The sequence below is a fragment of the Kribbella soli genome (assembly GCF_004331345.1).
Taxonomy (GTDB): domain Bacteria; phylum Actinomycetota; class Actinomycetes; order Propionibacteriales; family Kribbellaceae; genus Kribbella; species Kribbella soli.
In genome coordinates this window covers 70341-96291 of record NZ_SJJZ01000003.1, presented here as the reverse complement: position 1 = coordinate 96291, position 25951 = coordinate 70341, and the positions used below count along the sequence as shown (strand labels likewise).

The 25951-nt window shown below is 68.7% G+C and carries 33 protein-coding genes; 14 read left to right on the top strand and 19 right to left on the bottom strand.

Annotated features, from left to right (window positions below):
• Positions 1-63: 63 nt before the first annotated feature.
• From E0H45_RS23445 to E0H45_RS23435, 3 genes are read left to right on the top strand one after another with little or no spacing between them, the layout of a single operon-like run.
• Positions 64-1347 carry an ABC transporter substrate-binding protein gene (locus E0H45_RS23445; RefSeq protein ID WP_131340901.1) on the top strand — a complete coding sequence of 428 codons (1284 nt, stop codon included), beginning with the start codon at positions 64-66 and terminating at the stop codon, positions 1345-1347.
• Positions 1344-2306 carry a carbohydrate ABC transporter permease gene (locus E0H45_RS23440; protein ID WP_131340899.1) on the top strand — a complete coding sequence of 321 codons (963 nt, stop codon included), beginning with the start codon at positions 1344-1346 and terminating at the stop codon, positions 2304-2306. The genes E0H45_RS23445 and E0H45_RS23440 overlap by 4 nt, the downstream gene beginning before the upstream one ends.
• Positions 2306-3190, top strand: a complete 885-nt coding sequence (locus tag E0H45_RS23435; protein WP_131340897.1) for a carbohydrate ABC transporter permease — start codon at positions 2306-2308, stop codon at positions 3188-3190. Before E0H45_RS23440 ends, E0H45_RS23435 begins: the two co-directional genes overlap by 1 nt.
• A gap of 46 nt (positions 3191-3236) precedes the next feature.
• On the opposite strand, the gene E0H45_RS23430 is transcribed toward E0H45_RS23435, so the two are convergent.
• Both E0H45_RS23430 and E0H45_RS23425 read right to left on the bottom strand, forming a co-directional pair.
• On the bottom strand, positions 3237-3596 hold the full coding sequence (locus tag E0H45_RS23430) for a DMT family transporter (protein WP_131340895.1): 360 nt from the start codon (positions 3594-3596) through the stop codon (positions 3237-3239).
• Between the two features lie 4 nt (positions 3597-3600).
• Positions 3601-3921, bottom strand: a complete 321-nt coding sequence (locus E0H45_RS23425; protein ID WP_131340893.1) for a DMT family transporter — start codon at positions 3919-3921, stop codon at positions 3601-3603.
• Between the two features lie 73 nt (positions 3922-3994).
• Here E0H45_RS23425 and E0H45_RS23420 point away from each other — a divergent pair, with 73 nt between their 5' ends.
• A complete protein-coding gene (locus E0H45_RS23420; RefSeq protein ID WP_131340891.1) occupies positions 3995-4345 on the top strand; it encodes a MerR family transcriptional regulator in 351 nt (116 codons plus the stop codon).
• Between the two features lie 15 nt (positions 4346-4360).
• On the opposite strand, the gene E0H45_RS23415 is transcribed toward E0H45_RS23420, so the two are convergent.
• Positions 4361-4738 carry a MerR family transcriptional regulator gene (locus E0H45_RS23415; protein ID WP_131340889.1) on the bottom strand — a complete coding sequence of 126 codons (378 nt, stop codon included), beginning with the start codon at positions 4736-4738 and terminating at the stop codon, positions 4361-4363.
• Between the two features lie 76 nt (positions 4739-4814).
• On the opposite strand from E0H45_RS23415, the gene E0H45_RS23410 reads away from it, so the two are divergent.
• Positions 4815-5543 (top strand): SDR family oxidoreductase, encoded by a 729-nt coding sequence (locus tag E0H45_RS23410; protein WP_131340887.1) that lies wholly within the window; start codon positions 4815-4817, stop codon positions 5541-5543.
• 25 nt (positions 5544-5568) lie between these two features.
• On the opposite strand, the gene E0H45_RS23405 is transcribed toward E0H45_RS23410, so the two are convergent.
• Together E0H45_RS23405 and def (E0H45_RS23400) are read right to left on the bottom strand one after the other, a co-directional pair.
• On the bottom strand, positions 5569-6192 hold the full coding sequence (locus E0H45_RS23405) for a class I SAM-dependent methyltransferase (RefSeq protein WP_131340885.1): 624 nt from the start codon (positions 6190-6192) through the stop codon (positions 5569-5571).
• Positions 6193-6211: 19 nt separating this feature from the next.
• Positions 6212-6841, bottom strand: a complete 630-nt coding sequence (gene def / locus E0H45_RS23400; protein ID WP_131340883.1) for a peptide deformylase — start codon at positions 6839-6841, stop codon at positions 6212-6214.
• 58 nt (positions 6842-6899) lie between these two features.
• Here def (E0H45_RS23400) and E0H45_RS23395 point away from each other — a divergent pair, with 58 nt between their 5' ends.
• A complete protein-coding gene (locus E0H45_RS23395) occupies positions 6900-7373 on the top strand; it encodes a winged helix-turn-helix domain-containing protein (protein WP_165546574.1) in 474 nt (157 codons plus the stop codon).
• An 84-nt stretch (positions 7374-7457) separates the two neighbouring features.
• On the opposite strand, the gene E0H45_RS23390 is transcribed toward E0H45_RS23395, so the two are convergent.
• Positions 7458-8330 carry a GNAT family N-acetyltransferase gene (locus E0H45_RS23390; protein WP_131340879.1) on the bottom strand — a complete coding sequence of 291 codons (873 nt, stop codon included), beginning with the start codon at positions 8328-8330 and terminating at the stop codon, positions 7458-7460.
• Between the two features lie 60 nt (positions 8331-8390).
• Here E0H45_RS23390 and E0H45_RS23385 point away from each other — a divergent pair, with 60 nt between their 5' ends.
• A complete protein-coding gene (locus tag E0H45_RS23385) occupies positions 8391-9341 on the top strand; it encodes a DNA glycosylase AlkZ-like family protein (RefSeq protein ID WP_131340877.1) in 951 nt (316 codons plus the stop codon).
• On the opposite strand, the gene E0H45_RS23380 is transcribed toward E0H45_RS23385, so the two are convergent.
• On the bottom strand, positions 9330-10193 hold the full coding sequence (locus E0H45_RS23380) for a nucleotidyltransferase domain-containing protein (protein ID WP_131340875.1): 864 nt from the start codon (positions 10191-10193) through the stop codon (positions 9330-9332). The genes E0H45_RS23385 and E0H45_RS23380 overlap by 12 nt on opposite strands.
• 49 nt (positions 10194-10242) lie before the next feature.
• On the opposite strand from E0H45_RS23380, the gene E0H45_RS23375 reads away from it, so the two are divergent.
• Positions 10243-10620 carry a YchJ family protein gene (locus tag E0H45_RS23375; RefSeq protein ID WP_131340874.1) on the top strand — a complete coding sequence of 126 codons (378 nt, stop codon included), beginning with the start codon at positions 10243-10245 and terminating at the stop codon, positions 10618-10620.
• 101 nt (positions 10621-10721) lie between these two features.
• Here E0H45_RS23375 and E0H45_RS23370 read toward each other — a convergent pair whose 3' ends face one another.
• On the bottom strand, positions 10722-10913 hold the full coding sequence (locus E0H45_RS23370) for a hypothetical protein (protein WP_131340873.1): 192 nt from the start codon (positions 10911-10913) through the stop codon (positions 10722-10724).
• 52 nt (positions 10914-10965) lie between these two features.
• Between E0H45_RS23370 and E0H45_RS23365 the strand changes: the two genes are divergently transcribed.
• Positions 10966-11385 (top strand): hypothetical protein, encoded by a 420-nt coding sequence (locus tag E0H45_RS23365; RefSeq protein ID WP_131340872.1) that lies wholly within the window; start codon positions 10966-10968, stop codon positions 11383-11385.
• 43 nt (positions 11386-11428) lie between these two features.
• Here E0H45_RS23365 and E0H45_RS23360 read toward each other — a convergent pair whose 3' ends face one another.
• Positions 11429-11959: a YbhB/YbcL family Raf kinase inhibitor-like protein gene (locus E0H45_RS23360; protein WP_131340870.1), complete on the bottom strand. Its 531-nt coding sequence runs from the start codon at positions 11957-11959 to the stop codon at positions 11429-11431.
• 145 nt (positions 11960-12104) lie between these two features.
• On the opposite strand from E0H45_RS23360, the gene cobT reads away from it, so the two are divergent.
• The 4 genes from cobT (at position 12105) to E0H45_RS23335 (ending at position 15887) form a co-directional block, all read left to right on the top strand.
• Positions 12105-13169 (top strand): nicotinate-nucleotide--dimethylbenzimidazole phosphoribosyltransferase, encoded by a 1065-nt coding sequence (cobT, locus tag E0H45_RS23355; RefSeq protein ID WP_272949002.1) that lies wholly within the window; start codon positions 12105-12107, stop codon positions 13167-13169.
• Positions 13166-14398: a uroporphyrinogen-III C-methyltransferase gene (gene cobA, locus E0H45_RS23350; protein ID WP_131340868.1), complete on the top strand. Its 1233-nt coding sequence runs from the start codon at positions 13166-13168 to the stop codon at positions 14396-14398. Before cobT ends, cobA begins: the two co-directional genes overlap by 4 nt.
• Positions 14395-15201, top strand: a complete 807-nt coding sequence (locus tag E0H45_RS23345) for a TrmH family RNA methyltransferase (protein WP_131340866.1) — start codon at positions 14395-14397, stop codon at positions 15199-15201. The genes cobA and E0H45_RS23345 overlap by 4 nt, the downstream gene beginning before the upstream one ends.
• Before the next feature lie 137 nt (positions 15202-15338).
• Positions 15339-15887 carry a phosphotransferase-like protein gene (locus tag E0H45_RS23335; protein WP_131340864.1) on the top strand — a complete coding sequence of 183 codons (549 nt, stop codon included), beginning with the start codon at positions 15339-15341 and terminating at the stop codon, positions 15885-15887.
• Position 15888: 1 nt separating this feature from the next.
• Here the strand turns inward: E0H45_RS23335 and def (E0H45_RS23330) are convergent, their stop codons facing one another.
• The 3 genes from def (E0H45_RS23330) to E0H45_RS23320 all read right to left on the bottom strand — a co-directional run bounded on the left by def (E0H45_RS23330) (position 15889) and on the right by E0H45_RS23320 (position 17813).
• Positions 15889-16494, bottom strand: coding sequence for a peptide deformylase (def, locus tag E0H45_RS23330; RefSeq protein ID WP_131340862.1), 606 nt, complete (start codon positions 16492-16494; stop codon positions 15889-15891).
• Positions 16495-16603: 109 nt separating this feature from the next.
• Positions 16604-17419, bottom strand: coding sequence for an LLM class F420-dependent oxidoreductase (locus tag E0H45_RS23325; RefSeq protein WP_131340860.1), 816 nt, complete (start codon positions 17417-17419; stop codon positions 16604-16606).
• Positions 17420-17474: 55 nt separating this feature from the next.
• A complete protein-coding gene (locus tag E0H45_RS23320) occupies positions 17475-17813 on the bottom strand; it encodes a winged helix-turn-helix transcriptional regulator (RefSeq protein WP_238155205.1) in 339 nt (112 codons plus the stop codon).
• Positions 17814-17878: 65 nt separating this feature from the next.
• Between E0H45_RS23320 and E0H45_RS23315 the strand changes: the two genes are divergently transcribed.
• Complete coding sequence (locus E0H45_RS23315; protein ID WP_131340858.1) at positions 17879-18496, top strand: NADPH-dependent F420 reductase; 618 nt, start codon at positions 17879-17881, stop codon at positions 18494-18496.
• On the opposite strand, the gene E0H45_RS23310 is transcribed toward E0H45_RS23315, so the two are convergent.
• From E0H45_RS23310 to tal, 7 genes are all read right to left on the bottom strand, one after another.
• On the bottom strand, positions 18455-18667 hold the full coding sequence (locus E0H45_RS23310) for a hypothetical protein (RefSeq protein ID WP_131340856.1): 213 nt from the start codon (positions 18665-18667) through the stop codon (positions 18455-18457). The genes E0H45_RS23315 and E0H45_RS23310 overlap by 42 nt on opposite strands.
• A 102-nt stretch (positions 18668-18769) precedes the next feature.
• Positions 18770-19585: an isocitrate lyase/PEP mutase family protein gene (locus E0H45_RS23305; protein ID WP_131340854.1), complete on the bottom strand. Its 816-nt coding sequence runs from the start codon at positions 19583-19585 to the stop codon at positions 18770-18772.
• A gap of 165 nt (positions 19586-19750) precedes the next feature.
• Complete coding sequence (pgl, locus tag E0H45_RS23300) at positions 19751-20527, bottom strand: 6-phosphogluconolactonase (protein ID WP_238155204.1); 777 nt, start codon at positions 20525-20527, stop codon at positions 19751-19753.
• Complete coding sequence (locus E0H45_RS23295) at positions 20524-21663, bottom strand: glucose-6-phosphate dehydrogenase assembly protein OpcA (protein WP_131340852.1); 1140 nt, start codon at positions 21661-21663, stop codon at positions 20524-20526. The genes pgl and E0H45_RS23295 overlap by 4 nt, the downstream gene beginning before the upstream one ends.
• Entirely contained in the window at positions 21660-23210 is a 1551-nt protein-coding gene (gene zwf / locus E0H45_RS23290; protein WP_131340850.1) for a glucose-6-phosphate dehydrogenase, read from the bottom strand. Before zwf ends, E0H45_RS23295 begins: the two co-directional genes overlap by 4 nt.
• A 25-nt stretch (positions 23211-23235) precedes the next feature.
• Complete coding sequence (locus E0H45_RS23285; RefSeq protein ID WP_131340848.1) at positions 23236-24816, bottom strand: glucose-6-phosphate isomerase; 1581 nt, start codon at positions 24814-24816, stop codon at positions 23236-23238.
• On the bottom strand, positions 24813-25922 hold the full coding sequence (gene tal, locus E0H45_RS23280) for a transaldolase (protein ID WP_131340847.1): 1110 nt from the start codon (positions 25920-25922) through the stop codon (positions 24813-24815). The genes E0H45_RS23285 and tal overlap by 4 nt, the downstream gene beginning before the upstream one ends.
• Positions 25923-25951 lie beyond the last annotated feature (29 nt).

Sequence of the window (25951 nt, the reverse complement as noted above, 5' to 3'; positions counted from 1 at the left end):
CGCCGTTAAGTACCTCGGAACCGTGCGTCCCCTGCGACGTTCCCTCTCGGGAAGGTGGAATTCATGCCTGCTCATGTTCCGAACGCCGGACTCTCCCGGCGCGACCTGCTCAAGCGGACCGGGGGCCTGGCCGCCCTCGCCGCATTCACCGCGGCCTGTGGCGGCAATACCGGCCGACCGTCGTCCGGCGGCGGAAGTGGCGGCGCCAAGGTCAACCTGGCGCAGTGGTACCACCAGTACGGCGAGACCGGGACCCAGCAGGCGGCGCTGAAGTACGCCAAGGCCTACCCCGACGCGAACGTCACCGTGCAGTGGACGCCTGGTGACTACGACGCCAAACTCGCATCCGGCCTGCTCTCCAGCAAGGGCCCGGACGTCTTCGAGGGCCACTTCAACATCGGCATGGTGAAGAGCAACCAGGTGGTGCCGCTGGACGACATCATGGCCGACGTCAAGGACGACTTCCAGCCGGGCGACCTGGCCACCAACACCCTGGACGGCAAGATCTACGGGGTCCGGATGATCATCGACCCGCAGGTCATCTACTACCGCAAGAGCCTGCTGGACAAGGCCGGGATCAAGCCGCCGGAGACGATCGACGACCTGATCTCCGCGGCCAAGGAACTCACCACGAACAAGGTCAAGGGCATCTTCGTCGGCAACGACGGCGGCAACGTCATGGGCGGTCCGGCGCTGTACTCGTCCGGCGGCGAGTACCTGACCAAGGACAACAAGCCCGGCTTCACCGATGATCGCGCCGCCCAGGCCTTCGGCAAACTGCACGAGCTTTATGCCAGCAAGAGCGTCCTGCTCGGTGCGCCTACGGACTGGTGGGACCCGACCGCGATCAACCAGGGCCTGGTGGCGATGCAGTTCATCGGTATGTGGGCGGTGCCGGGAATGCAGAAGGCGCTCGGCGACGACCTCGGCGTCATCCCGTTCCCGAAGCTCGACGCGCAGGCCAAGCCGGCCGTGTACTCCGGCGGCTGGACCCAGTTCGTGTCCACCAAGAGCGCGAACGTTGACGCGGCGAAGAAGTTCGTCAAGTGGCTGTGGATCGACAAGTCGGAGTACCAGGAGGACTGGTCGCTGAACTACGGCTTCCACATCCCGCCGCGCAAGAGCCTCGCAGCCAAGGCCGCCAAGCTGCAGAGCGGCGTCGCCGCCGACACGGTCAAGCTGACCCAGGACTACGGCTACACCGACAACCCGGCCTGGACGCCCAAGATGGGCACGGCATTCACCGATCTGCTCACCAACGTCATCAAGAAGGGAGCTGACCCAGCTGCCGAGATCGCCAAGGCCGAGAAGACTGTCAATGCCGAGCTGTCCCGGTTGTTCGGATGAGCGCTCCGGCCAAGGCGTCCGCGGACCCCGCTGCCCCTGGTGAGCGGCAGGGAACGCGGCGACGTCGTCACAAGGGGATCGCCGGGAACGCGCTGTGGTTCTGGATCTTCGTCGGCCCGTTCGTGGTCGGGCTGCTGATCTTCTCGTACCTGCCGATCATCTGGAGCCTGGTCCTCAGCTTCTTCGAGGCGTACAACACCGCGACACCGTCGAAGTTCGTCGGGCTGCGCAACTACGTCGACATGCTCACCGACCACAACTTCCTGTCCAGCCTGGGCACGTTCACGATCTTCGCGGTGTTCATCGTGCCGCTGACGTTCGTGCTCGCGCTCGCGCTGGCGTTGCTGGTCAACCAGGTGAAGATCGCGCGGGCGTTCTTCCGGTCGGTCTTCTTCCTGCCGACCGCGTGCTCGTACGTCGTCGCGTCGCTGATCTGGAAGCTGTCAATCTTCAACGGCGTCCGGTTCGGCCTCGCGAACACCGTGCTCGGCTGGTTCGGGATCGAGAACATCGCCTGGCTGTCGACCGTGGATCCGCCGTGGTACTGGATCCCGCTGGTGACCGTACGGCTGTGGCTGCAGCTCGGGTTCTACATGATCCTGTTCATCGCCGGGCTGCAGCGGATCTCGCCGACGTTGTACGAGGCGGCGTACGTCGACGGGGCGAAGCCCGGGTGGCAGGTCTTCCGGTACATCACGTTGCCGCAGCTGCGGGCGACGTCGGTCGCCGTACTGATCCTGAACCTGATCGCGGCGTACCAGGCGTTCGACGAGTTCTACAACCTGGTCGGCAACGTCAACTACGCGCGGCCGCCGCTGGTCTACCTGTACAGCATCTCGCTCGGCTCGATCCAGGACCTCGGGCACGGCTCGGCCGGCGCGCTGATCCTCGCGGTCATCATCATGATCGTGACGCTGCTGCAGAACCGGATCTTCGGCTTCGGAAAGGCGGGCGACTGATGGCTGTCTCCGAACGTACGACGGGAACTCCGCAGCCGATCGGGTTCAGCCGGAGCACCCTGGGCCGGGTCGGCCTGGTGCTGCGCTGGATCGCGCTGCTCATCGCGGTCGTGCTGTTCCTGGTCCCGTTCTACCTGATCCTGCGCAACGCGTTGTCCACCGAACAGGACATCACGGCACCCGACTGGACGCTGTTCCCGTCGCACCTGCAGTGGAGCAACATCACTGAGCTGTTCAACGACACCACGGTGCCGATGGCGCGGGCGCTGTTCAACTCCGCTGTCGTCGCGATCCTGGGTACGGCGGGACAGTTGCTGTTGGCATCGATGGCGGGGTACGGGCTGGCCCGCATTCCCTATCGGCACGCGGACAAGATCTTCTACGCGATCGTGGCGACGCTGATGATCCCGGCCGCGGTGACGTTCATCCCTTCGTTCATCGTGGTGTCGTCGCTGGGCTGGGTGTCGTCGCTGCGGGGCCTGATCATTCCGACGTTGTTCAGCGGGTTCGCGGCATTCCTTTTCCGGCAGTATTTCCTCGGATTTCCGCGGGAACTGGAGGAGGCGGCGCGGGTCGACGGCGCGGGGTACTTCGGGGTGTTCTGGCGGATCGTCGTACCGAACTCCCTGCCGTTCTTCGCGGCACTCGCGGCGATCACGTTCATCGGCAACTGGAACTCGTTCCTGTGGCCGTTGGTGATCGGCCAGGACTCGTCGTCGTGGACCATCCAGGTGGCGATGTCGACCTTCATCACCGCCCAAACCATCAACATCCACGAGCTCTTCATGGCGGTCGCGGTCTCGATCCTCCCGCTGGTCCTGATCTTCGCCTTCCTCCAGCGCTACCTCATCCAGGGCGTAACCCAGTCCGGCATCAAGGACTGACCCCGAACCGGCGGGGAGTCCACCAGGCTCCCCGCCACTTGGAGCGTCACGTGGGGTCGGGTTGGCGGTCGGCGAGTTTTAGCCAGATGACTCCGGTGATGGTGACTGCTAGCCAGAGGGCTTTGGTGGGGGTGAGGGATTCGTCGAAGAAGACCGGGCCTAGGAGAGCGGCGCCGGCGGAGCCTAGGCCTGCCCAGGTGGCGTAGCCGATGCTTACCTCGATGGTGCGTAGGGCCTGGCTGAGGGCCCAGAGGGTGAGCAGGAAGAACACGGCGGCCGCGACGGACCACTGCCAGACGGTGAAGGCGTGGCTGCCACCCACCGAGAGCGCGTAGCCGACTTCGAAGGCGCCGGCGAGCAGCAGCGTGAGCCAGGCGGTGCGGGGTGACTGGGGCTTGGCGTTCATGCGATCACGATCCGCTCGAGAGTTGGAGCCCGACGACGCCGCCGATGACCAGGGCGATTCCGATGGCCTTCCGCCACGTGAGTTGCTGGCCGAAGAGGAGCGCGCCGAGCAGGGTGATGCCGACTCCTGCGAGTGACGTCCACAGGGCGTACCCGACGCCGACGTCGAAGGTGAGGAGGGCGCGGCTGAGGAAGTACGTGCCGAGGCCGCCGGTGACGAGGGTCGCGGCGGTCCAGCCGCGGTGCTTGAAGCCTTGCGCCTTGCCGGCGGAGATCGCCACGGCGATCTCGAACACGACGGCGATCGCGAGGTAGAGCCAGTGCATGAGATTCCTTCCAGGGAGGTGCGACCTCCTCAGGGTGGAACTTCACACTGGTGTCAGGTGCAACACTGGGTGCATGCGGATCGGAGAGCTCGCCGAGGCCACCGGCGTGAGCACACGCTCGTTGCGGTACTACGAGGAGCAGGGCCTGATCCGCTCGAGTCGTACCTCGGGCGGATGGCGGGACTTCGACGAGTCGATGGTCGAGCGGGTTGTGATGATCCAGCATCTGTTCGCGGCCGGGCTGGGCAGTGCCGTCATCGGTGAGCTCTTGCCGTGCCTCGACGCGCCACCCGAAGAGCGCACCGGAGTGCTGGAGATGCTCCTGGCCCAGGAGGTTCAGCGCCTCGAGGCCAAGCGCCGCGAGATCGACCGCGAACTCGACGTACTCCAAGCGCTACGCCAAGAAACCACCGCACCCCGCTAAAGAGGCCGGCGGGCACTACGGGTGCGTGTCCGTGATCCCGATGACCTCGTCGAGGCGGTCCAGGGCGGCCTGCAGGTCGTCGACCTTGGCCTGGATGCGGTCGCGCTCGGCGCGCAGCATGGCTCGCTGCTCGGCGTCGGTGTGCCCGGAGTCCCAGCAGGGCAGGAGCTCCGCGATCCTCTGGCTGGTCAGGCCGGCGGCATACATCTGCTGGAAGAAGCGCACCAGAGTCACGGCGTCCTGCCGGTAGAGGCGCTGGCCCGACGGGCTGCGCTCCGCTGTGAGCAGCCCCTGCTGCTCGTAGTAGCGCACGGCGCGTACCGAGACGCCGGCGCCCCGTGCCACCTCGCCGATGCGGAGCACCCGCTCGGCCGACGTCTCCGTGACGGTCATGGTGACTCCTTTCACACCGGGTCCGAACGGCTGACACTTGCCCCTGACGTCAGCGTCAGGTTTTAGCGTACCGGACATGGACATCAACAACTCAGTTGCCCTTGTCACCGGGGCCAACCGCGGCCTGGGTCGCGCCTTCGCCCAGCGTCTCCTCGATCGGGGCGCGCGCAAGGTCTACGCCACGGCTCGCCGTCCCGAGAGCGTGGACCTGCCCGGCGTGGAGGTACTGGCCCTCGACGTCACCGACCCCGTGTCCGTGCAGGCAGCGGCCGCGGCGGCCCCCGACGTCTCGCTGCTTGTCAACAACGCGGGCATCCAGACGGGGACCGACCTCGTGACCGGTTCCTTGGACGCGATCCGGCTCGAGTTGGAGACCAACATGCTCGGCCCTCTGGGGCTGATCCGGGAGTTCGCGCCGGCCCTCGCCAGGAACGGCGGGGGTGCGATCGTGAACGTCCTCTCCGCGATGTCGTGGTTCGGGACCGGCGGTGGCCACGCCTACCATCTGAGCAAAGGCGCCTCGTGGGCCATGACCAACAGCGTCCGCTTGGAGCTCGCAGAGCGGGGCACCATCGTGACGGGCGTCCACCTGGGCCTGGCGGACACCGACATGGCAGCCGGCTGGCCCGTGGACAAGATCGCGCCGTCGGACCTGGCCGACGCTGCGCTCGACGGTGTCGAGGCGGGCTCCGCCGAGGTCCTCGCCGACCAGTGGAGCAGGGACGTCAAATCCCGGCTGTCGCTGTCACCCGAAGAGTTCAACGCCGCGATGGACCGCTCCCTGGCAGCACTGACAACCGCCTGAACTCTCGCCCCGGAGCTGGTCGCGGTTACGTTCCGGAAAGCCGGTGGGTCCAGAAGAGGGTGTGCCCACCCGACCCTTCGGGGACGAAGGACTCGGTGTCTACGACGAGACCGGCGTCGGCCAGCCAGCTTCGGTACGTCGCCGTGTCGGTGTGGCTCCACCACATGGGGGCGCCGCCGTCCAGCCAGTTGTCGTCGGTGCCGGTCCAGGCGGTGTGGCCCGTCGTACAGAGGAAGCATCCGCCGGGCCGGAGCCACGTGGCAATCCGCGCGAGCAGCTCCTGCTGCTCGTCGAGCGGCAAGTGGATCAGTGCGTAGAGCGAGACGACGGCGTCGAAGGATTCGGGTGCGAAGTCGAGCGACATCGCGTCGGCGTTGATGAATTCGGCCTGCGGTACGAGTTCGCGTGCGCGACTGATCTGGACCTCGCTGATGTCCACGCCGACCACGTGGTGCCCGGCGGCGGTGAGCGCACGCGCCACGGGTACGCCGCTGCCGCAGCCCACATCGAGCACCCGGCTGGTGGTCCCGAGTCGTGCGATCAGCTCGTCGATCCAGGACTGGTACTTCGAGTCGGCGTCGGTGGCGTCGTCGTAGCGGCGTGAGAGTACGTCGTATCCGCGTCGTACGAGCTGCTTCGGGTCCTTCACGTCACGGACGCTAACGCGTTCAGTGGACTGCGGCGAGTTGATTCTGGCGGCTGGTGCGATGGGCGAGGACCGACGGGCGTTGGTCGGTTGACCGGGCCAGGGTCTGAGCGCGAGTGGTGGGGGAGAGGTGGTCGAGGTAGACGGTGCCGCCGAGGTGTTGGGTTTCGTGGACCAGGCAGCGGGCGAAGTAGCCGGTGGATTCGAGCGTGAACGGGTGGCCGTTGACGTCGTACGCATGCAGGGTGGCGCGGGCGGGGCGGTCCAGCGGGGCGTTGGCGCCGGGGACGGACAGGCAGCCTTCGGTGCCGGGCTGGGTGCCGACCAGGGCTGGGGCGGTCTCGATCCGCGGGTTGAACGCGTGCCCGACGTGGCGGTCGCCGTACTCGTCGGTGAGGTCGTAGACGAAGAGCTGCGCGTCGACATCCACCTGGTTCGCCGCCAGCCCGCATCCCTCGGCGATCCACATCGTCGTGAACATGTCGTCGATCAGACCGCCCCAGCGCGCGGCGCCGTACTCGGTCACCGGTCGGCACGGGCGGTGCAGGATCTCCTCGCCGTACTCCGTGATACGCAACGGTGCGCCGCGTCGTACCTCGTCCGTCAGTTCCGGCAGGCGACGGCTGGGGCGGCCCAGGATGTACGTCGGCATACAAAGACCGTACTATGCAAAGTCGGAGCTTTGCAAAGGCGAGGATAGGATACGCACCATGGAGAGCAGCACGCCGAACCGTCGTGATGTCGTGCGCGCGCACCCGCTGCGTGAGGCGCTCCTGACGCTGATCGACCGCGACGGTACGACGACCTCGACGATCGCCGCCCGTGAGTTGGGGGAGAGCACCGGCTCATGCTCGTTCCACCTGCGCCGGCTCGAGGCGCTCGGGGTGATCGAGCCGGAGCCGGGCGCGGCGGGCCGGGTGAAGCCGTGGCGCCGGGTGCGGACCGAGCAGTCGACGCTCAACCGCGAACTCGAGGACACCGCGTACGCGAGCTGGCTGGCCGCGAAGACCTCCGACGACGAGGATTTCGCGTTCAGCGAGGTCGTCACCCTCGCGGACGGCGAACTCGCCGAACTCCGCGCCCGCCTGCACCGCGTCCTCCGCGACTTCACCACCACCGAACCAACCTCCGGTACCCCCACCGCCGTCATCATCCGGGCCTTCCCCCTCCGCGAAGAGCGCTAACGACAGGAGGTATGCGCCCAACGACCGCCAAGCCACGCTCAACCCGCCGCGCGAGGCCATGCGGAACGGCACTACCTCCTGTTGTTACGTAGGTCGAACAGGCCCCGAGATCGTCAGCCGGTGTCCCTCGGGCAGGGCGAGCGTGAAGGTACGGCGGTACCAAGGGGTGTCCTGTGGCGGTGTGGAGTCGACGAGGCCCGCGGCATGAGCGGCGTCGTACAGCGGATCCACCAGTACGCCGACCTCGAAGGTGATCGTGGCGGGGGAGATGTCGCCCGTCGCACGCCGTACTTCGAGGCCGCTCTGACCGTTCCACTCGGTGAGTCCGAGCTGGACGAAGTCGTCGAACTGGAAGCGGATATGGAGTCCGAGGAGGTCGCACAGGAGTCGCACGGTGCCGGCCACGTCGTTGACGTGCAGTACTGGCGAAATGCCGAGCGTCACCGGATCCCGCGTGTCGGCGGCGCGGCCCATCACGACCGACTGTGCGATCTCGCCGTAGTGCGTCCGCGGCAACCGGCCGACCAGGTCCAGACCGGCGTGCCGCGCGACCGCGATCGACCGTACGTTGCGCGAGTCGATCCACGCCTCGATCCCGGTGATCGACGGCTGCTGCAGGAGGTGGTCGATCACGGCACGCGCAGCCTCGCTCATCAGCCCCGCGCCCCAGTGCTCGCGCGTCAGGTACCAGCTGATGCCGCGGATCGAGCTGCCCTGATCCGAGAACACGCCGATCACTCCCGCCGCGTCCACGTCCGGCCGCACCCGCAGTACCCAGGTCCACCCACCGTTGTCCCCGAACTCCTGCACCAACCGCTCCCGCGACTCGTCAACGGACGCGGTCGGCGTCATGTATCCGCCGCGCGCCCACTCCGGATCCGAGAACATCGCGTGCAACGCGCCGAGATCCCGGTCCGGATCGAGCGCCACCAGATCGAGTCGGACTGTCTTCAACATGCGGGGTGCTCCTCGAAATCAAGTCAGGCGGTGGCGTGTTTTCTGTCTACGGTCGGGGCTATGCGGATTGTTACGCGGGAGCAGGCCATCGCCTACCGGCTGCGGGCCAACAACCTGGTGGACCGCCTGCCGCCGGGCTCGCACGAGAGGGCGGCGTACGTCGGGTTGCAGGACACTGCGCCGCGGGACGCGTTGCTCGGACTGCACGCGCGGATGGCGGGGTGTACGCCGGGCGACTGGGAGCACCCGTCGCTGATCCAGACGTACAGTCCGCGGGCGGCCGTGTACGTGTTGCCGGCGCGGGACTTCGGCGTGTTCACGCTGGGCCGGATGCCATTGGATTCGCGGCGGATCGACGTACTCGCGGAGCAGGTGTGCGAGACGCTCGACGGGCAGGAGCGACGGCGCGGGGCCGGGATTGACGGGCTGCGTGAGGCGTGTGCGAGTGGGCGGGTCGCGGTGCGGTGGGACACGACGTCGTTGTGGGTGCGTGAGGTGCCGCGACCGGAGATCGACGTGGTCGCCGCGCGGCTGGAGTTGTGTCGGCGGCACGTTCATTGCTTTGGGCCCACGACGCCGAAGGTGTTCGCGTGGTGGTCCGGGCTGTCGCCGGCCGATGCGCGGGCGGTGTGGGACCAGTTGGCCGGCGAGCTGGTCGAGATCGACTTCGACGGCGTACCCGGCTGGGTACTTCGAGACGACGCGGACCGTTTGTGGTCGGCGGAGGCGCCGCGTGGGGTGCGGTTGCTGGCGGCACCGGACCTGCGGTTGTTCGGTCGCGACCGCGACGGCCGGTTCATCGCGCCTGGTCTGCGGGCCCTGACGGCGGCGGCCGATTCCTTCCATCCGAACGGGCTGCTGATCGACGGGCGGATCGTCGGTGCGTGGGGGCGGAAGGGAGGTCGCGTCGACGTGGTGCTGTCGGAGCAGCTCAGCCGGGAGCAGTACGACGACCTGTGCGCGGAGGTGGCGACGCTGCCGGTGCGAGATCCGCGGCTCTCAGTCCGCTGACTCGACAGGCTTGCGGTCGCTGCGGAACGTGGCGCGCAGGAGGTCGACATCGACCTCGGGCAGGTGGCGTTCGACGAGGTCGAACGTTTCCTCGATGAGATCGTGCAGGGTCTGCGCGCCCTCGGGGGCGGGCCGGGCGAACACTGCGCGGACGCGGGCCGCGAGCGTCGGTGGTGCCAGTGGGAGGTCGAGCGCGTCGAGGCGTTTGAAGGCCAGCACGTGACCGCAGTACCGGCCGTTGAGGGCGTAGAGGACGTTGAGTAACTGGTTGGTCATCCGCACGAACTCACGCGCGACGAGCAGCGGGTTGTCGCGCTCGAAGAACATCTGCCAGCGCCAGAACTTCTCGATGTTCCCGTTGTGCCGTACGACGGCGAGCGCCAGATCACGTGGGTACGTCGCCACGCGCCCCTGCCAGCGTGCGACGAGCTCCGCCCGCGGGCCGATGACCTCGCGGCCGTCGATGATCCCCTGCGCCAGCTGCATGACCTGGCCATCGGGTTTGCCCTTGAGCAGCTCGTCCAAGGCGGTCTCCACCGTCTGCGTCAGCATGTGGGCGACCTCGACCATCAACCCGTCCGGTCGCGGCGCACCCAGATACAGATGGTCGTCCCACGGCGGGCCATCGACGTTCACCAACCGAACGTCAGCAGCCCCATCAACCGCGAGGCGCTCAGCGGTCGTCGGCGGCCGTTGCCAGAACACGCCGACCTCGACGTCCGACCAGCGATCCGCGTCCCCACGGGCGGTCGATCCACCCAGCATCACCGCGTCGACGCCTTCCACAGCGGCGTACCAGTCGAGAACGGGCCGCACCATCTGCCGTCGCCAGCGTGCCGCCTCGGTCACCATCACCGCAGTAGACCACGAGGGCGGCCGACGGATCGGGGACAATCGGCACATGCCAGTTCCCACCTGCCCCTGCGGACAAGACCTGCCGTACGCCGCCTGCTGCGGCCGCCTCCATCGCGGCGAAGCGACGGCCACCACCGCGGAGCAGCTGATGCGGTCCAGGTACGCCGCCTTCGCGATGCGCGATGCGGCGTACCTGCGCCAGACCTGGTCCCTCACCACCCGCCTGGCGACCATCGACTTCACCCCAGGCCAGAAATGGACCGGCCTGGAAATCGTCGGCACCACCGGCGGCAGCCCGTTCCACAGCGAAGGCACGGTGGAGTTCCACGCCCACTACACCAGAAACGGCGCCCCCGGCGTCCAATCCGAAAACAGCACCTTCACCCGCGAAGCCGGCGAATGGGTGTACGTCGCAGCTCTGTGAGGCCCCCAGCCGGAGCGGGGTATACGTTTGGGGCCGGCGGGTCGATACTGGCCCGGTGCGGCGCTGGGGGCGGGGCCGCGAGGGGGAGCAATGGGGATTGTTCACGCGTGGCGCGGTGCGAAGCTCGCAGCGGCCACCGGGGTGCTTGTCATGTGTGCGGGCTGCGTCATCAACGCGCCCTCGGCGTCGCCGACCAGTGCGTCGCCTCCACCGACAGCGCCGTCGGCACGTGCGGCGCCCAGCAGCCCACCAGTGAGTCCGCCGGTCAACAGCCCAGATAGCGCTACAGCCACGCCGGCCAAGTTGACCGGGCCAGGGACGTACACGTTCTCGTACCAAGGGGCGGTGGGCACCATTCAAGTGCCCGCGAACATCATGGACCCGCGATTGGAGCGGTACGGCGACTATCGCCGACTGGCGCAGGCCCGAGCGATCACGTATCTGATCGCGCAGGTCGACAACAGGTCCGACGACACGATCACCATGTACGAGGTCGTTGTCGTGACGAACGACGGGCAGCAGATCGAGGCGACGTCCATCAGCGATTACGTCGACACCTGGCGCGATGCGTTCGCGGGTGAGGGCGGCGATGCGACGACGTACAACCGCGGCATCGCGCTGTCGAACTCGAGCAACTTCTACCTGCACCCGGGCGCGAAGGGGACAGCGATCCTCGGCGCCAAGGAGCCGATCAAGACGGTCAAGCGGGTCTTCGTTTACCCAGCGGGCGCATTCGACCGGGTCGAAGCGCGGAGGACCAGCTAGGACGGGTGGGGAGCCGGCTCGGTGGAGGCGGCTCCCCCTGGGACTACTCCGCGATCTGGTAGGTCGGGGTGAGGATGGCTCGGGCCAAGGTGTGGAAGGCGAGGTTGAAGCCGACTACCGCGGGGGAGGCTTCGGCGTCGACGTCCAGGGCTTCTACGTCGATGGCGTGGATGACGAAGTAGTAGCGGTGGATCTGGTCGCCGGCGGGGGGTGCGGCGCCGCCGAAGGACTTGGTGCCGAAGTCGTTGCGGACGTGGAAGGCGCCGTTGTCGAGGCGTTCGGTGGTGCCGGCGCCGGTGGGGAGTTCGGTGACGGTCGCCGGGAGGTTGACCAGGACCCAGTGCCAGAAGCCGGAGACGATCGGGGCGTCCGGGTCGTAGCAGGTCACGACGAAGGCCTTGGTCTCCGCCGGGAACCCGGACCAGCTGAGCTGCGGCGACGTGTTGCCGCCGGCGAACGCGTGGTCGTCCGGCAACGGCTTGCCGTCGGCGACGTCGGTGCTGGTGACAGTGAACGAACCGACCTCCGGGAGGAGTTTGTACGGGTCCGGTGCGACGGGACGATCGAGCGACATCTGTGAGCCCTCCGGGATCTCGCGGGATGTGGTGATTCCGACACTACTGTCCACATCCCGCTGGTCCGTCCCGGGGCACAGGCTCGGGGATGCGAAGATCGGAGCGGTACGACGGGACCGTCGGCCGGACTGGTGGACGGGACGGATGGAGGACGCGATGGACGGCGCGCTGCAGGAGTACCTGGAGCGGATTGCTCCGGCGGATTCGGGCGCGATGCGGGCGGCTGAGGAGCGGCACGCGCAGCTGACGAAGCCGGCCGGGTCGCTCGGTGTGCTCGAGGAGCTGTCGGTTCGGGTGGCCGGGATGACCGGGAGTTGCCCGCCGCAGGTGCCGCAGCCGGCCGTGGTGGCGGTGTTCGCGGCCGATCACGGCGTCCATGCGCAGAATGTCTCGCCGTGGCCGCAGGAAGTGACCGCCGCGATGCTGGCGAACTTCGCCGCCGGCGGTGCCGCGGTCAACGCGTTCGCCAAGAACAACGGTGTCGACGTCCGCGTTGTTGACGTCGGCGTCGCCACCCCGGTCGAGCAGCTGGACATCGTGCACGCGAAGGTCCGCCCAGGCACGCGCGACCTCTCGCAGACGGACGCGCTGAGCGAGGATGAGGCGCGGGCAGCGATCGCGGTCGGGTTCGACCTCGCCGACCAGCTGGTCCGGGACGGGTACCGCTGCCTGCTGACCGGCGACATGGGTATCGCCAACACCACCGCCTCGGCAGCGCTGATCGCGACCTTCACAGGCGCGACCGCCGACGCCGTCACGGGTCGCGGGACCGGTATCGACGACGCGGCGCTCGCGCACAAGACAGGCGTCGTACGGGATGCTCTGGCACTCCACGCCGTACCGCCGACCGAGCCGCTCAAGGCTCTGCAGGCGTACGGCGGTCTGGAGCATGCCGCCCTCGCCGGGTACATCCTCGGCGCGGCGGCCAACAAGGTGCCGGTGATCCTGGACGGCGTGATCGCTGGGGCGGCCGCGCTTGTAGCGCAGGCATTCCACCCGGCTGTCATCGACTACTGCGTCGCCGGACACCGGTCCGCGGAGCCCGGGCATGCGGTCGCGCTCAAGCAGCTCGGCCTGCAGTCGCTGGTCGACCTGGACCTGCGGCTCGGTGAGGGCACCGGTGCGGTGCTCGCGTACCCGATCCTGACCTGCGCGGTCCGCGCGCTCGCCGAGATGGCCACGTTCGAGGACGCGGGGATCACTTCGTGACGAACCAGTACCTGTCCGGCCTCGTCCTCGAAGGGCGGCGCGTGGTCGTCGTCGGCGGAGGCGGTGTCGCCCAGCGACGGTTGCCGCGGCTGCTCGAGTCCGGGGCGCGGATCGACCTGGTGTCGCCGTCGATCACGCCGACGATCGAGGGGCTGCTCGGCAACCCGGCGCTGACCTGGATCGAGCGCGGTTACGCCGCCGGCGACCTGGACGGAGCCTGGTACGTCGTGGTGGCGACGGATGATGCGGCGGTCAACGATCAGGTGTCGGCGGAGGCAGAGGAGCGGCGGATCTTCTGCGTGCGATCCGACGACCGGTCCCGGGCGACCGCGTGGACGCCGGCGTCCGGGCAGCACGACAACGTGACGATCGGCGTCCTGGGCGGTGGCGACCACCGCCGGTCGGCCGCCGTACGGGACGCGATCCTCGAGGGGATGCGGACCGGTGAGCTGGCCGCGCGGGACGTGGATCGGCGGCCCGGGGTGTACCTGGTCGGCGGGGGACCGGGCGATCCGGATCTGATCACCGTGCGCGGGCGGCGGCTGCTGGCCGAGGCGGATGTCGTGGTCGCGGACCGGCTGGCTCCGCAGCAGTTGCTGGACGAACTGCATCCTGATGTCGAGCTGTTCGATGCGGCGAAGCTGCCGCGCGGGCGGGCGGCGCAGCAGGAGGAGATCAACCGGATCCTGGTGGATCGCGGGCAGCAGGGGAAGGTCGTCGTACGGCTGAAGGGCGGCGACCCGTACGTCTTCGGGCGTGGGTTCGAGGAGGCGCTGGCGTGTGCGGCGGCCGGGGTGCCGTGGACCGTGGTGCCGGGCATCACGAGCTCGATCTCGGTGCCGGCGGTGTCGGGGATCCCGGTCACGCACCGCGGGGTGACGCACGAGTTCACGGTGGTGTCGGGGCACATCCCGCCGTCGCATCCGGACTCCCTGGTGAACTGGGATGCGTTGGCGCAGCTGCACGGGACGCTGGTCCTGCTGATGGCGGTGGAGAACCTGCCGGCCATCGCGTCCCGCTTGATCGAGGGTGGTCGCGCGGCGGAGACGCCCGCGGCGGCGATTGCCGACGGCACCCTTCCGGGACAGCGGATGGTCACGTCGGATCTGGCCGGTATCGCCCAGGCGATGGCGGACGAGGGCGTCGGCGCACCGGCGATCGTTGTCATCGGCAACGTGGTCGACGTGGCAGGGCAGGCGCGGGATGGCGAGCGGGGTGCCTCGGCGTGACGCTGGTACCGGTCGAGGAGGCGGGGGACTCGCGGCTGGCGGATTACGTGCGGTTGCGGGAGGTCAGTCTGCGCCGGCTTCTCGAAGAAGAGCACGGGTTGTTCATCGCCGAGGGCGACAAGGTGATCCGGCGCGCGGCCGACGCCGGGTACGAGCCGCGGTCGTTCCTGCTCGCGCCGCGCTGGCTCGACTCGTTGCAGGACGTGCTGGAGAAATGGCCGGACAAGCCGGTGTACGTCGTCTCGGAGGAGCTGGCCGAGCAGGTCACCGGGTTCCACGTGCACCGCGGCGCGCTGGCGTCGTACAAGCGGCTGCCCGCCGTACCGCTGCCGGACCTGCTCACCGACGACGTACGACGGATCGCGATCTTCGACGAGATCGTTGACCACACCAACGTCGGCGCCGGCTTTCGCGCCGCGGCCGCGCTCGGCGTCGGGCTGGTCCTGGTGACACCGACGTGCGCCGACCCGCTGTACCGGCGCTCGATCAAGGTGTCGATGGGGACCGTTTTCCAGGTTCCGTGGACCCGCCTGCAGAGTTGGCCCGGCGACCTGCGGCTCCTGCAGGACAACGGGTACGTCGCCGCCGCGATGGCGCTCGCCGACGACTCGATCACGCTCGACGAGCTCGCGGACCGCAAGGACGACAAGCTCGCACTGATCTTCGGCACCGAAGGCCACGGCCTCAAACCGCACGTGCTCGAACAGGCAGACCTGACCGTACGCATCCCGATGGCCGGCGGTGTCGACTCCCTCAACGTGGCATCCTCAGCAGCAGTAGCGTTCTACGCCACTCGACGCTGAGGGGGAGCCGTGCGTACGACGGAACGGGTAATTGCGGTGACCGACACTCCGAACGTCCGTAGCATCGGCGTCATGCGCCGGCTCGGGATGAGCTTCGTACCGTTCGACGCCACGATCTACTCGATGACTGGAGCAGCATGGCAGGCACGCCCAAGGTAGTCCTCGTCACCGGCATGCAGGCCGCGGGGAAGTCCACGATCGCGCCGCTCCTTGCCGCCCGGATGGGGCCGCCGGCCGCAACGCTCGACGGAGACGTGTTCTTCCGCGGCGTGGTCGCGGGCGCCGAGGTCATGACACCGGACCCGTCGGCGGAGGCGGTGCGGCAGCTGGAACTCCGGTACGACGCCAGCGCCTTGGTCGCACAGCACTACGCCGACGCCGGGTTCGACTTCGTCTGCAGCGACATCATCCTCGGCGACGACGTCGAGCGCTGGTTCTCCCGGCTGCACGACGTCGACCCGTACCTCGTCGTACTCGTCCCGTCGGTCGAGTCGATCGTCGAGCGGGAGATCGGCCGCGGCGGCGCCAACTCGTACCGCGATTGGGGCCCCTCGCTCGAGGACGGCGTACGCGCATTGCAGGCCGGCCTCGACGAGATCCCGCGCCGAGGCCTCTGGCTCGACACCAGTGGTCAGACCGCGGCCGAAACCGTCGACGGGATCGACCTGGAGAAGGCCCGCTGGTAGCTCAGGTGGCCGGCGTGTCCTCGTGGTCGTCCTCGTGCTCGACCATGGGAGAGATGGGCCAGTCCGACGGGTAGTCGGGGGCGAACTCGTCCGCCTCGGCGAACAGGCGCTTCTTGTACTTGCGGGAGAGACGGTCGCCGAAGACCATGCCCTGCGTGTGGTCGGTCTCGTGCTGCAGGCAGCGGGCCAGCAGGCCGTCGCCTTCGAAGCTGACCGGCTTGCCGTGCTGGTCGACGCCGGTGACCTTGGCGAAGTCCGGGCGGGCGCACTTGGTGAACGCGCCGGGCAGTGACAGGCAGCCCTCGTCGCCCTCGTCCAGGTTGCGGTCCTTGCCCTCCGGGAGCTCCAGCACCGGGTTGCACACGACGCCCTGGACGCGGTTGCCCTCCTTGTCGGGGCAGTCGAACACGAACAGCTGCAGGTCCACGCCGACCTGGTTCGCCGCGAGGCCGACGCCTTCGGCCGCGTTCATCGTCGCGACCATGTCGGCGACCAGCGTCTGCAGGTCGTCCCCGAAGTCGGTGACAGGCTGATTGACCCGATGCATGACGTCCTCACCCCAACGGGTGATAGGCCGCACCGAACCATTCCCAGGCAACGTAGACATGCCCGAAATCCTAACCGCCGCCCCTGCGGCAGCTTTGAGCACCCACCAACCGTTTCCGGGTCGCGTGGATGGTTGGTGGGTGCCCAAAGTGCTCACAGTGGAGCGGGTGCTACTTGGCGTTGACTTCGTCGCGCCAGCTGACCCATTCGCGGAGGAGGCCGAGGTCGTAGTCGGGGCCGGAGGAGGACACCGTGAAGAGGCGGGTGCCTACGTCTAGCAGCGACTTGCCGATGTCCTCGGGGGACTTGTCGCCGACGCCTGCGGAGCGCTCGATCTCGCCCGGGTCGCGGCCGATCGTCTTGCAGTGCTCGTCCAGTACGGCGTGCTTGTGGGCGAGCGTCTCGGCGTCGCCGAACCCGTGCCAGATGTTCGCGTGCTTGGCGACGAGCTTCAGCGTCTTCTTCTCACCGCCGCCGCCGATCAGCACCGGGATGTCCCGGGTCGGCTTCGGGTTGAGCTTCTCCCAGCGCTGCTCGATCCGCGGCAATGCCTCGCCGAGGGCGTCCAGGCGGCCGCCCGCCGTACCGAACTCGTAGCCGTACTCGTCGTAGTCCTTCTCGAACCAGCCGGAGCCGATACCGAAGATCAGCCGGCCGTCGCTGATGTGGTCGACCGTCCGCGCCATGTCGGCGAGCAGGTCGGGGTTGCGGTAGGAGTTACAGGTGACCAGGGCGCCGAACTCGACCCGCTCGGTCGCCTCGGCCCAGGCGGCCAGCATGGTCCAGCACTCGAAGTGCAGACCCTCGGGCTCACCGCTGAGCGGGTAGAAGTGGTCCCAGTTGAAAACAACGTCAACGCCGATCTCTTCGGCCGCCGCGACGGTCCGCCGGATGTCGGCGTACTGGGCGTGCTGGGGCTGGACCTGCAGACCGATCCGGGCGGGAAACGCGCCGTACGGACGGTCGGTGGAATCGGAAGCTGTCATGCCGGGAATCCTATCCCGCTTTGCGGAGGACCCTCCGGATAGGTCACCGGGTGAACTACGGCTCGTTGTCGGTCGGGAGTTGATCGGCGTAGACGGCGGCCCAGTCGCCGAGGGCGCGGATCGGGACCAGGAGGTCCTTGCCGGCGACGGTCAGCGAGTACTCGACCCGCAGCGGTGCTTCGGCGTATCGGGTGCGCTCGACCAGACCGTTGTGCTCGAGGCGGCGGAGCGTCTCGGTCAGGACCTTCTGGCTGATGCCGCCGATCTGCTTGCGGAGCTCGCCAGGCCGCGCGGGGCCGTCGGAGAGCGAGTACAGCACGACCATCGGCCAGCGTCCGCTGATCAGGTCGGAGGCGACGCGCGCCTGGCAGTCGGCGAAGAATCTCGGCTCCACACATCCATTGTGCGTCGGCCGTTGGACACCTGGAGGTGCGCATCGAACTCTCTACGGTCAGCACCATGCGAATAGGAACACTGGGCAACGGGTTGATGGCCGAGGCGCTGGCCTTGCAATGGGTCAAGGCGGGCCACGACGTGATGGTGGGCGGTCGCGATCCAGGGCGGTCCGGCGAGGTCGCGCGGCGGGTCGGTGCTGCGGCCGGGACGTTGGAGGAAGCAGCGGCGTACGGCGAGGTCGTGCTGCTGGCCGTGCCCGCCGAAGTGGCGGTGACCGTTGCGGGGGTGGTGCCGGCCGGGAAGACGTTGATCGACTGCACGAACGCGTTGGATCGCCGGGACTTCACGCTGGCGCAACCGGCCACGGCCGAGGCGATCAGCCGGGCCGTGCCGGAGGTGCAGGTCGTGAAGGCGTTCAATCTGGCGGCCGACGCGGTGTGGCGCAATCCGCCCGCCGGCCTCGGCGTACCGATCTGTGCGGACGGCGGGATGGAGCAGGTCGCACAACTGGTGCGCGATCTGGGCTGTACGCCGGTGCCCGCGGGCGGACTGCGGCGGGCCAGGTTGCTGGAGGCAACGGCCGCGCTGGCGATCGGGATCTGGGTCAGCGGGGGAGACGTCCGCGAGATGTTCCCTCCGCTAGCTGCCGCCTTCGGTACGGTCCTGCCCGGCCAGTCGTAGGCTCCAGACCGGGAACAGCAAGTACGTCCCGGCCCAGCTGACGCCGGCCACGAAGGTCCACGCCGGGGCGTTGTCCATGTCGTCGATGCCCATCAGGATCCCCGGTACGCCGACCAGCCCGAGCAGCATCACCAGACCGGCGACCAACGCCGCTCGGCGCAGTCGTACCAACCCGAGGCGGCTGATCCCGACCAGCCAGACCCCGATCAGCGCGAACCCGAAACTCGACCACAGCCCGGCGAGGTAGAAGCCGGTGATGCCCGAAGGCCTGCGTCAGTGCTCACCCTTGGGTGATCGCGCAAACAGCTGGTTCAGGTCAGTCTGTGGGATCTGGTCGGCGGCGAACGTGATCGTGCCCTTCGTCGCCAGTTCCTCCGCGCTGCGGCGGATGAAGCCGAGGGCTGCGCGGGCGATGCTGCCGCCGAGGCTGATCCGGACGACGCCGGCCGCCTGCAGGTCGGCGACCGTCAGCGTGGAGGTGCCGAGACCGATGACCACGTTCAGCGGTCCGTCGATCTCGGCGACCAGGGTGCGGATCGTGTGGAGATCGTTGACGCCGGGGACGTAGAGGCAGTCCGCCCCGGCCGCGCGGAAGCGGTTCGCGCGGTCGATCGAGTCGCTCAACGAGGTCGGCGTACGCAGCAACTGCCCGTCGGTCCGCGCGGTCAGCACGAACTCGTCCCCGGCCGCCTCACGCGCCGCCACGATGCGCTCCACCGCGAGCGCTACGTCGTACAGCTCCCGCCCGTCGTAGTCCTCGATGTTCCCGCCCGCCAACCCGGCCTCGCGGGACACCCTGATTGTGTCCGCGACCTGTGACGGCTCAGCGCCGTACCCGTCCTCCAGATCGCCGTTCACCGGTACGGCGCTCGCGGCCGTGATCTCCCGCACCCGGTCGAACATCTGCTCCCGCGACACCGCAGGCGCCCCGTCCGGAAGCGTGTGATCGCCCTTCGCCAGCGAGAACGCGATCCCCGCACTGGTGGTCGCGATCGCCGGAAACCCGGCCTCCGCCAGAATCACCGCGCTCCCGGCATCCCACGCATTCGGCATCACAAACTGCCCGGCATGCAACTCACGAAAGCTCATGCCCCAACTCTGCCACCGCCAAAGTTCGGCGCCGGCCGCACCGTGGCGTGAGGGCCGGATATCCCCTGGTGTTGTGGGTTCTCCCCTCGCATACCAACGGAGAAGCCACAACGCCGTCGGATATCCCTTCGTGTGCGGGGGCTCTCGTCGTGCTCGGTCCCTCGACTACTCGATGCGTGACGCCGCGGCTTCGTCGAGGAGCCAGAGTGTGCGGTTGCGGCCCTTGGGGGCCGAGGCAGGAAGGGTGCTGGTTTCCTTCAGGGCGTCGGCCACCGCAGCGGCCTTGTCTTCGCCGGAGACGACGAACCAGACCTCGCGCGAGCGGTTCAGGGCCGGGACCGTGAGCGAGATGCGGGTCGGCGGCGGCTTGGGGGAGTCGTGCACCGCGACCGCCGTCACGTCGGTGACGGCGAGCTGCGGGTAGCCCGGGAACAACGACGCCACGTGCCCGTCCGGCCCGACACCCAGCATCAGTACGTCGAACGCCGGTACGGCGCGACGCTTGTCGTCGCTCAACGCCGAGATGGCGGCAGCGAGTTCGCTGGCATACGCCTCGGCGGCTGCCTCGGGCGACTGCCCGGTATCGGCGGGCATCGGGTGCACGCGAGCTGGGTCGACGTCCACGTGGGCGAGCAGGGCGTCGCGAGCCTGGGTCTCGTTGCGCTCGGGGTCACCGGGCGGCAGGAACCGCTCGTCACCCCACCAGAACTCGACCCGCTGCCAGTCGATGCTCGCCGCGGCCGGCGAGTCGGCGACGGCGCGGTACACCGCGGCCGCGACCCGGCCGCCGGTCAGGACCACCTGCGCGACGCGGCCGTTGCTCTGGGCATCGACCAGTGCGGTGATGAAGCGGGCCGCCACTGCGTGCGCCAGCGCCGCGGCATCGCGGTGGATCAACAGCTCCGGGTCGACCACGCGGCTGGGAGTGGATGCATCAGTCATGAGCGCCCCGCCACTCTCTTACCCGCAGCCTTCTCAGCCGTGGACTTCTTGGCCGCGGCCTTCTTCACGGCCGTCTTCTTCGCCACAGACTTCTTCGCGACGGACTTCTTCGCCGGGGCCGCCTTCTTCGCGGCCGGCTTCTGGGTGGACACGACCTTCTTCCCGGCCGCGGTCACCTTGGCCGCCGTGGACTTCCGCGCCGTCTCCGTGACCTTCTTGGCGTCGTCCGGCAGCGCGTCCCGCTCGACCATGCACGCCAGCGTCTTCGCGTACACATCGTCCGGATCGAGCCGCCGCAGTTCCTCGCTCAACAGCTCGGACGTCGTACGCCGCTTCAACGCCACCGGCCGATCCGGCTGGCCCGGCACGCTGAACGTCGCGACCGCACCGTCCGGCCGCGTCAACGCGATCGGACCGGAGGGCGTGAACAGCCGTACGGCGGTGACACCCGGACCCCGCGAATTCCGCTGCTCCACCGGCACCTTGAGCCGCGACTGCAACCACGCAGACATCAGATCCGCACTCGGGTTCCCGCGAGCGGCCGTGACCTCGGCCCCGGTCACCTTCGTCGGGTACTGGTCCAGCGCAGCCGCCATCAGCGCACGCCACGGCGTCAACCGCGTCCACGCGAAGTCGGTGTCACCAGGCGCGTAGCCCTCGGCCCGCGCGCTGTAGTCCACCGACGCCCGGCGCGTAGCAGCCGCGTCGGTCACCCGGCGCCGGCCCAGCCGGCCCAACGGGTCCTCGGCGGGAACGCGCGGCCCGCCGCCCGGCCACCAGACGATGACGGGGGAGTCGGGCAGCAGCAGCGGCGTGACCACGGACTCCGGCACCTTCGCCAGTTCACCGTGCAGCCGCAGCAGCACCGCCTCACCCGGAATGCCCTCGCCGACCCGTACCTCGGCGTCCAGCCCGGACGCGCCGCGGCCCGGCCGCAGGATCGCGACCAGGACCCGGGACGGGTGTTCGCGACCGGCCTCGTTCGCGGCCTTCATCGCGTCGTGGTGGGACGCCTCGTCGACGACCACCACGATCGTGCCGACCATGCCCATGGCCGGCGAGCCCGCGTTCCGCCGGGCCTTCAGCAGCGCCGACGCGATCTCGCTCGACGTGGTGTCGGTCAGGTCGATGATCATGGCCGCCTCCAGGCACGTCCGTCGCGGGCGAGCATCTCGTGGGCCGAGTCCGGGCCCCAGTCTCCGGACGCGTACTGCTCCGGCTTCCCGTGCCGCGCCCAGTAGTCGAGCACCGGGTCGAGGATCTTCCAGCCCAGTTCGACCTCGGTGTGCTGCGGGAACAGCGGCGGATCACCGAGCAGTACGTCGAGGATCAGCCGCTCGTACGCCTCGGGGGAGGACTCGGTGAACGAGCCGCCGTACGCGAAGTCCATGTTCACGTCGCGGATCTCCATCGACGTACCGGGCACCTTGGCGCCGAAGCGGACCGTGATGCCCTCGTCCGGCTGGATCCGCAGCACCAGGGCGTTCTGGCCGAGCTCTTCGGTCTCGGTCTTGTTGAACGGCAGGTGCGGCGCGCGCTTGAACATCACCGCGACCTCGGTGACGCGCCGGCCGAGCCGCTTGCCGGTGCGCAGGTAGAACGGGACGCCCGCCCAGCGCCGGGTGTCGACGTCGACCCGCAGCGCCGCGAACGTCTCCGTCGCCGACGACGCCGGGATGCCGTCCTCCTGCAGGTACCCCTTCACCTTCAGGCCACCGGCCCAGCCCGCCGCGTACTGCCCGCGGGCACTGTGCAGGTCGAGCCGCTCCGGCAGCTGTACGGCGTTCAGTATCTTCTTCTTCTCCTGGCGCAGCGACCAGGCGTCGAAGCTGACCGGCTCCTCCATCGCGACCAGCGCGAGCAGTTGGAGGAGGTGGTTCTGGATCACGTCCCGCGCGGCGCCGATGCCGTCGTAGTACCCGGCGCGGCCGCCGATGCCGATGTCCTCGGCCATCGTGATCTGCACGTGGTCGACGTAGTTGCTGTTCCAGATCGGCTCGAACATCGCGTTCGCGAACCGCAGCGCGAGGATGTTCTGGACCGTCTCCTTGCCCAGGTAGTGGTCGATCCGGAAGACCGCCTCGGGCGGGAACACCGACTCGACGACCTGGTTCAGCTCACGGGCGCTCTTCAGGTCGTGACCGAACGGCTTCTCGATCACCACCCGCCGCCACGAGCCCGGCTTCTCGTCGGTGAGCCCGTGCTCGGACAGCTGCCGCACGACCTCCGGGAACAGCCCCGGCGGGATCGACAGGTAGAACGCGTGGTTGCCGCCGGTCCCGCGGGTGACGTCGAGCTCGTCGACCGTCTCCCGGAGCCGCTTGAACGCCTCGTCGTCGGTCAGGTCGCCCGGCACGAACCGGAAGCCCTCGGCGAGCTGCTGCCAGACCTCCTCGCGGAACGGCGTCCGCGCGTGCTCCTTCACCGAGTCGTGCACGATCTGGGCGAAGTCCTGGTTGGTGTAGTCCCGACGGGCGAACCCGACCAGAGCGAAACCCGGGGGCAGCAGCCCCCGGTTCGCCAGGTCGTAGACCGCCGGCATCAGCTTCTTGCGGGCCAGGTCGCCGGTGACCCCGAAGATCACCAGGCTGCACGGCCCGGCGATCCTCGGCAGCCGCCGATCCTGCGGATCGCGCAGCGGGTTCACCGGACCTGTCGGCTCTTCGCCGAGCTCAGCGGTCATGGGCCGCTTTCCTCCGAGTGTCGTGTTACTTGAACAGGGACAAAAGCTGCTGTACGCCGGACGCCACGTCCGTCAGGTGCAGACGCAGCACCGGACGGCCGCGCTCCGCGATGACGCCCGCGTCACCGGCCGCCTGCGCCGAGATCAGCGTGCCGAACGTGAACGGCCGGTCCGGGATCTCCACGTCGATCGGGTGCGCACCGGTGATCTGCAGGTACACGCCCTCCGGGTGGCCGCCCTTGTGGTACTGACCGGTCGAGTGCAGGAACCGCGGGCCCCAGCCGAACGTCACCGGACGGTCCGTCTTGGTCGCCAGCGCCGGCCGGATCGCGATCAGGTCGGCGTCGCGCTCGGAGTCCAGGTACGCCATCACAGCTACGTAGCCCTTCGGCTCGAGCTTGCCCAGCAGCGCGTCGACCGCGCCCTGCAGCGAGTCCACACCGTCGAGCAGGCCGTCGGTAGCCCGGACCTCTACGGCGCCGTCGGTGAACGCGGCCGCTTCCGGCTCCGGCTGCGCGTCGAGCAGACCACGCGCTGCCTTCTTCGCGCTCTCCACGTCCGGCTGGTCGAACGGGTTGATACCGAGCAGATAGCCCGCCACTGCCGTCGCCGTCTCCCAGAGCAGCATCTGACCACCGAGCGAGCCCGACGTCAGCGCCGTCGGGACCCCGCTGGTCGCCTTCTCGGCGAGCAAGGCGTTGGTCAGGTCAGCAGCGTCGCTGTGCAGCTCCGGCGCACCGACCTCGACCGCGACCGGGAGTACGCCGGTGCCGTTCTTGCCGGTGCTCTCCGCGATCAGCTGCTCGGCCCAGTCCGCGAACCCGACGATGTCCGAGCCGTCGGCCGTGATGATCGCCTTGTCCCGGCCCGCGCTCGCCGCGAGCACCGCGCCCAGCCACAGCGCCGGGTTGTCGGTGGAGTCGGCCTGCAACTCCGGCGCCGCCTCGGCCGCCTGGTCGAGCAGGTCGGCGATGTCGGCGCCGGCCAGACCGGACGGCACCAGGCCGAACGCCGTCAGCGCGCTGTATCGCCCACCGACGTTGGGGTCCGCGAGGAACGTCTTGCGGTAGCCCTCGTCCGCCGACAGCTTCTCGAACGGCGAACCCGGGTCCGTCACGACGACGATCCGCGAGGCCGCGTCGATACCCGCGTCGGTGAATGCCTTCGCGAAGGTACGACGGTGGCTGTCGGTCTCGACCGTGCCGCCGGACTTGCTGGACACCACGATCACGGTCTTCGACAGGTCACCGTCCAGCGCGCGCTTGACCACGCTCGGGTCGGTCGAGTCGAGGACGACGAGCTCGACGCCCGCCGTCCGGGTGATGACCTCCGGAGCCAGCGACGAGCCGCCCATGCCGGACAGCACGATCCGGTCCAGGCCCTCGGACCGCAGGTCGGCCTGCAGCGCCTCGATCTCGGCCAGCAGCGGCCGCGAGGTGTCGTGCAGGTCGACCCAGCCGAGCCGGATCGACGCCTCGGACTCGGCGTCCGGGCCCCAGACCGTCGCGTCCTTCGCGGCGATCCGGGACGCGATCTTCTCCGCGACCAGCTTGTCGACGACCTCGGCCCAGTCGCCGTTCTGCGTGCTGACCTTCGGAGCGCTCACTTGGTGGCCGCCTTCAAGGCTGCCGCGACGGTGTCCTGCAGCTCCGACCAGGAGGCGTCGAACTTCGCGACGCCCTCGTCCTCGAGCAGCTGCACGACCTCGTCGTACGAGATGCCCAGCTTCTCCAGGTCGTCGATCACCTTGCGGTCACCGGCGTAGTCGCCGCGGACCGTGTCGCCGGTGATCTCGCTGTGCTCCTCGACCGCCTTGATCGTTGCCTCGGGCATCGTGTTCACGACGCCCTTGGTGACCAGGTTGTCGACGTACAGCGTGGGGGAGTACGACGGGTCCTTGGTGCCGGTGGACGCCCACAGCGGGCGCTGCGGCTTCGCGCCGGCGGTCTCGAGCTCGCGCCAGCGGTCGGTGTCGAAGATCTCCTCGTACGCCTCGAACGCGAGCCGGGCGTTGGCGATCGCGGCCTTGCCCTTCAGCGCCTTCGCCTCGGCGGTGCCGATCGCGTCCAGCCGCTTGTCGATCTCGCTGTCCACCCGGCTGACGAAGAACGACGCGACGCTGGCCATCTTGGTGACGTCGTGACCGTTCTCGACGGCCTGCTCCAGGCCGCTCAGGAACGCGTCCGCGACCGCCTTGTAGCGCTCCAGCGAGAAGATCAGCGTCACGTTCACGCTGATCCCGGCGGCCAGGGTCTGGGTGATCGCCGGCAGGCCCGCCTTGGTGGCGGGGATCTTGATGAAGACGTTGTCCCGGCCGACGATGTCCCACAGCTGCTTGGCCTGTTCGACCGTCTTCGCGGTGTCGTGCGCCAGGGTCGGCTCGACCTCGATCGACACCCGGCCGTCCTGACCCTCGGAGTCGTCGTACGCCGGCTTGAACACGTCGGCGGCGTCGCGGACGTCGCTCGTCGTGATCGCCCGGATCGCCTCGTCGACGGACACGCCCTGGGCGGCCAGCCGGCTTACCGTCTCGGCGTACGCGTCGGCATCCGAGATGGCCTTGGCGAAGATGGTCGGGTTCGTGGTCACCCCGACCACGTGCTTGTCCTCGATGAGCGCCTGCAGGCTTCCGCTGGTCAGCCGCTCACGGGACAGGTCGTCGAGCCAGATGGAGACACCCGCGTCGGCGAGTGCTTTCAAGCGATCGTTCATGTGTCCGATGCCTTCTTCCGAATGTTCTG

What these genes read in the sequence shown, in the direction of transcription:
- E0H45_RS23445 (WP_131340901.1), top strand. Translation starts at nt 64, where the DNA reads ATGCCTGCTCATGTTCCGAACGCCGGACTCTCCCGGCGCGACCTGCTC.
- E0H45_RS23440 (WP_131340899.1), top strand. Translation starts at nt 1,344, where the DNA reads ATGAGCGCTCCGGCCAAGGCGTCCGCGGACCCCGCTGCCCCTGGTGAG.
- E0H45_RS23435 (WP_131340897.1), top strand. Translation starts at nt 2,306, where the DNA reads ATGGCTGTCTCCGAACGTACGACGGGAACTCCGCAGCCGATCGGGTTC.
- E0H45_RS23430 (WP_131340895.1), bottom strand. Translation starts at nt 3,596, where the DNA reads ATGAACGCCAAGCCCCAGTCACCCCGCACCGCCTGGCTCACGCTGCTG.
- E0H45_RS23425 (WP_131340893.1), bottom strand. Translation starts at nt 3,921, where the DNA reads ATGCACTGGCTCTACCTCGCGATCGCCGTCGTGTTCGAGATCGCCGTG.
- E0H45_RS23420 (WP_131340891.1), top strand. Translation starts at nt 3,995, where the DNA reads ATGCGGATCGGAGAGCTCGCCGAGGCCACCGGCGTGAGCACACGCTCG.
- E0H45_RS23415 (WP_131340889.1), bottom strand. Translation starts at nt 4,738, where the DNA reads ATGACCGTCACGGAGACGTCGGCCGAGCGGGTGCTCCGCATCGGCGAG.
- E0H45_RS23410 (WP_131340887.1), top strand. Translation starts at nt 4,815, where the DNA reads ATGGACATCAACAACTCAGTTGCCCTTGTCACCGGGGCCAACCGCGGC.
- def (WP_131340883.1), bottom strand. Translation starts at nt 6,841, where the DNA reads ATGCCGACGTACATCCTGGGCCGCCCCAGCCGTCGCCTGCCGGAACTG.
- E0H45_RS23395 (WP_165546574.1), top strand. Translation starts at nt 6,900, where the DNA reads ATGGAGAGCAGCACGCCGAACCGTCGTGATGTCGTGCGCGCGCACCCG.
- E0H45_RS23390 (WP_131340879.1), bottom strand. Translation starts at nt 8,330, where the DNA reads ATGTTGAAGACAGTCCGACTCGATCTGGTGGCGCTCGATCCGGACCGG.
- E0H45_RS23385 (WP_131340877.1), top strand. Translation starts at nt 8,391, where the DNA reads ATGCGGATTGTTACGCGGGAGCAGGCCATCGCCTACCGGCTGCGGGCC.
- E0H45_RS23380 (WP_131340875.1), bottom strand. Translation starts at nt 10,193, where the DNA reads ATGGTGACCGAGGCGGCACGCTGGCGACGGCAGATGGTGCGGCCCGTT.
- E0H45_RS23375 (WP_131340874.1), top strand. Translation starts at nt 10,243, where the DNA reads ATGCCAGTTCCCACCTGCCCCTGCGGACAAGACCTGCCGTACGCCGCC.
- E0H45_RS23360 (WP_131340870.1), bottom strand. Translation starts at nt 11,959, where the DNA reads ATGTCGCTCGATCGTCCCGTCGCACCGGACCCGTACAAACTCCTCCCG.
- cobT (WP_272949002.1), top strand. Translation starts at nt 12,105, where the DNA reads ATGGAGGACGCGATGGACGGCGCGCTGCAGGAGTACCTGGAGCGGATT.
- E0H45_RS23335 (WP_131340864.1), top strand. Translation starts at nt 15,339, where the DNA reads ATGGCAGGCACGCCCAAGGTAGTCCTCGTCACCGGCATGCAGGCCGCG.
- def (WP_131340862.1), bottom strand. Translation starts at nt 16,494, where the DNA reads ATGTCTACGTTGCCTGGGAATGGTTCGGTGCGGCCTATCACCCGTTGG.
- E0H45_RS23325 (WP_131340860.1), bottom strand. Translation starts at nt 17,419, where the DNA reads ATGACAGCTTCCGATTCCACCGACCGTCCGTACGGCGCGTTTCCCGCC.
- E0H45_RS23315 (WP_131340858.1), top strand. Translation starts at nt 17,879, where the DNA reads ATGCGAATAGGAACACTGGGCAACGGGTTGATGGCCGAGGCGCTGGCC.
- E0H45_RS23305 (WP_131340854.1), bottom strand. Translation starts at nt 19,585, where the DNA reads ATGAGCTTTCGTGAGTTGCATGCCGGGCAGTTTGTGATGCCGAATGCG.
- pgl (WP_238155204.1), bottom strand. Translation starts at nt 20,527, where the DNA reads ATGACTGATGCATCCACTCCCAGCCGCGTGGTCGACCCGGAGCTGTTG.
- E0H45_RS23295 (WP_131340852.1), bottom strand. Translation starts at nt 21,663, where the DNA reads ATGATCATCGACCTGACCGACACCACGTCGAGCGAGATCGCGTCGGCG.
- zwf (WP_131340850.1), bottom strand. Translation starts at nt 23,210, where the DNA reads ATGACCGCTGAGCTCGGCGAAGAGCCGACAGGTCCGGTGAACCCGCTG.
- tal (WP_131340847.1), bottom strand. Translation starts at nt 25,922, where the DNA reads ATGAACGATCGCTTGAAAGCACTCGCCGACGCGGGTGTCTCCATCTGG.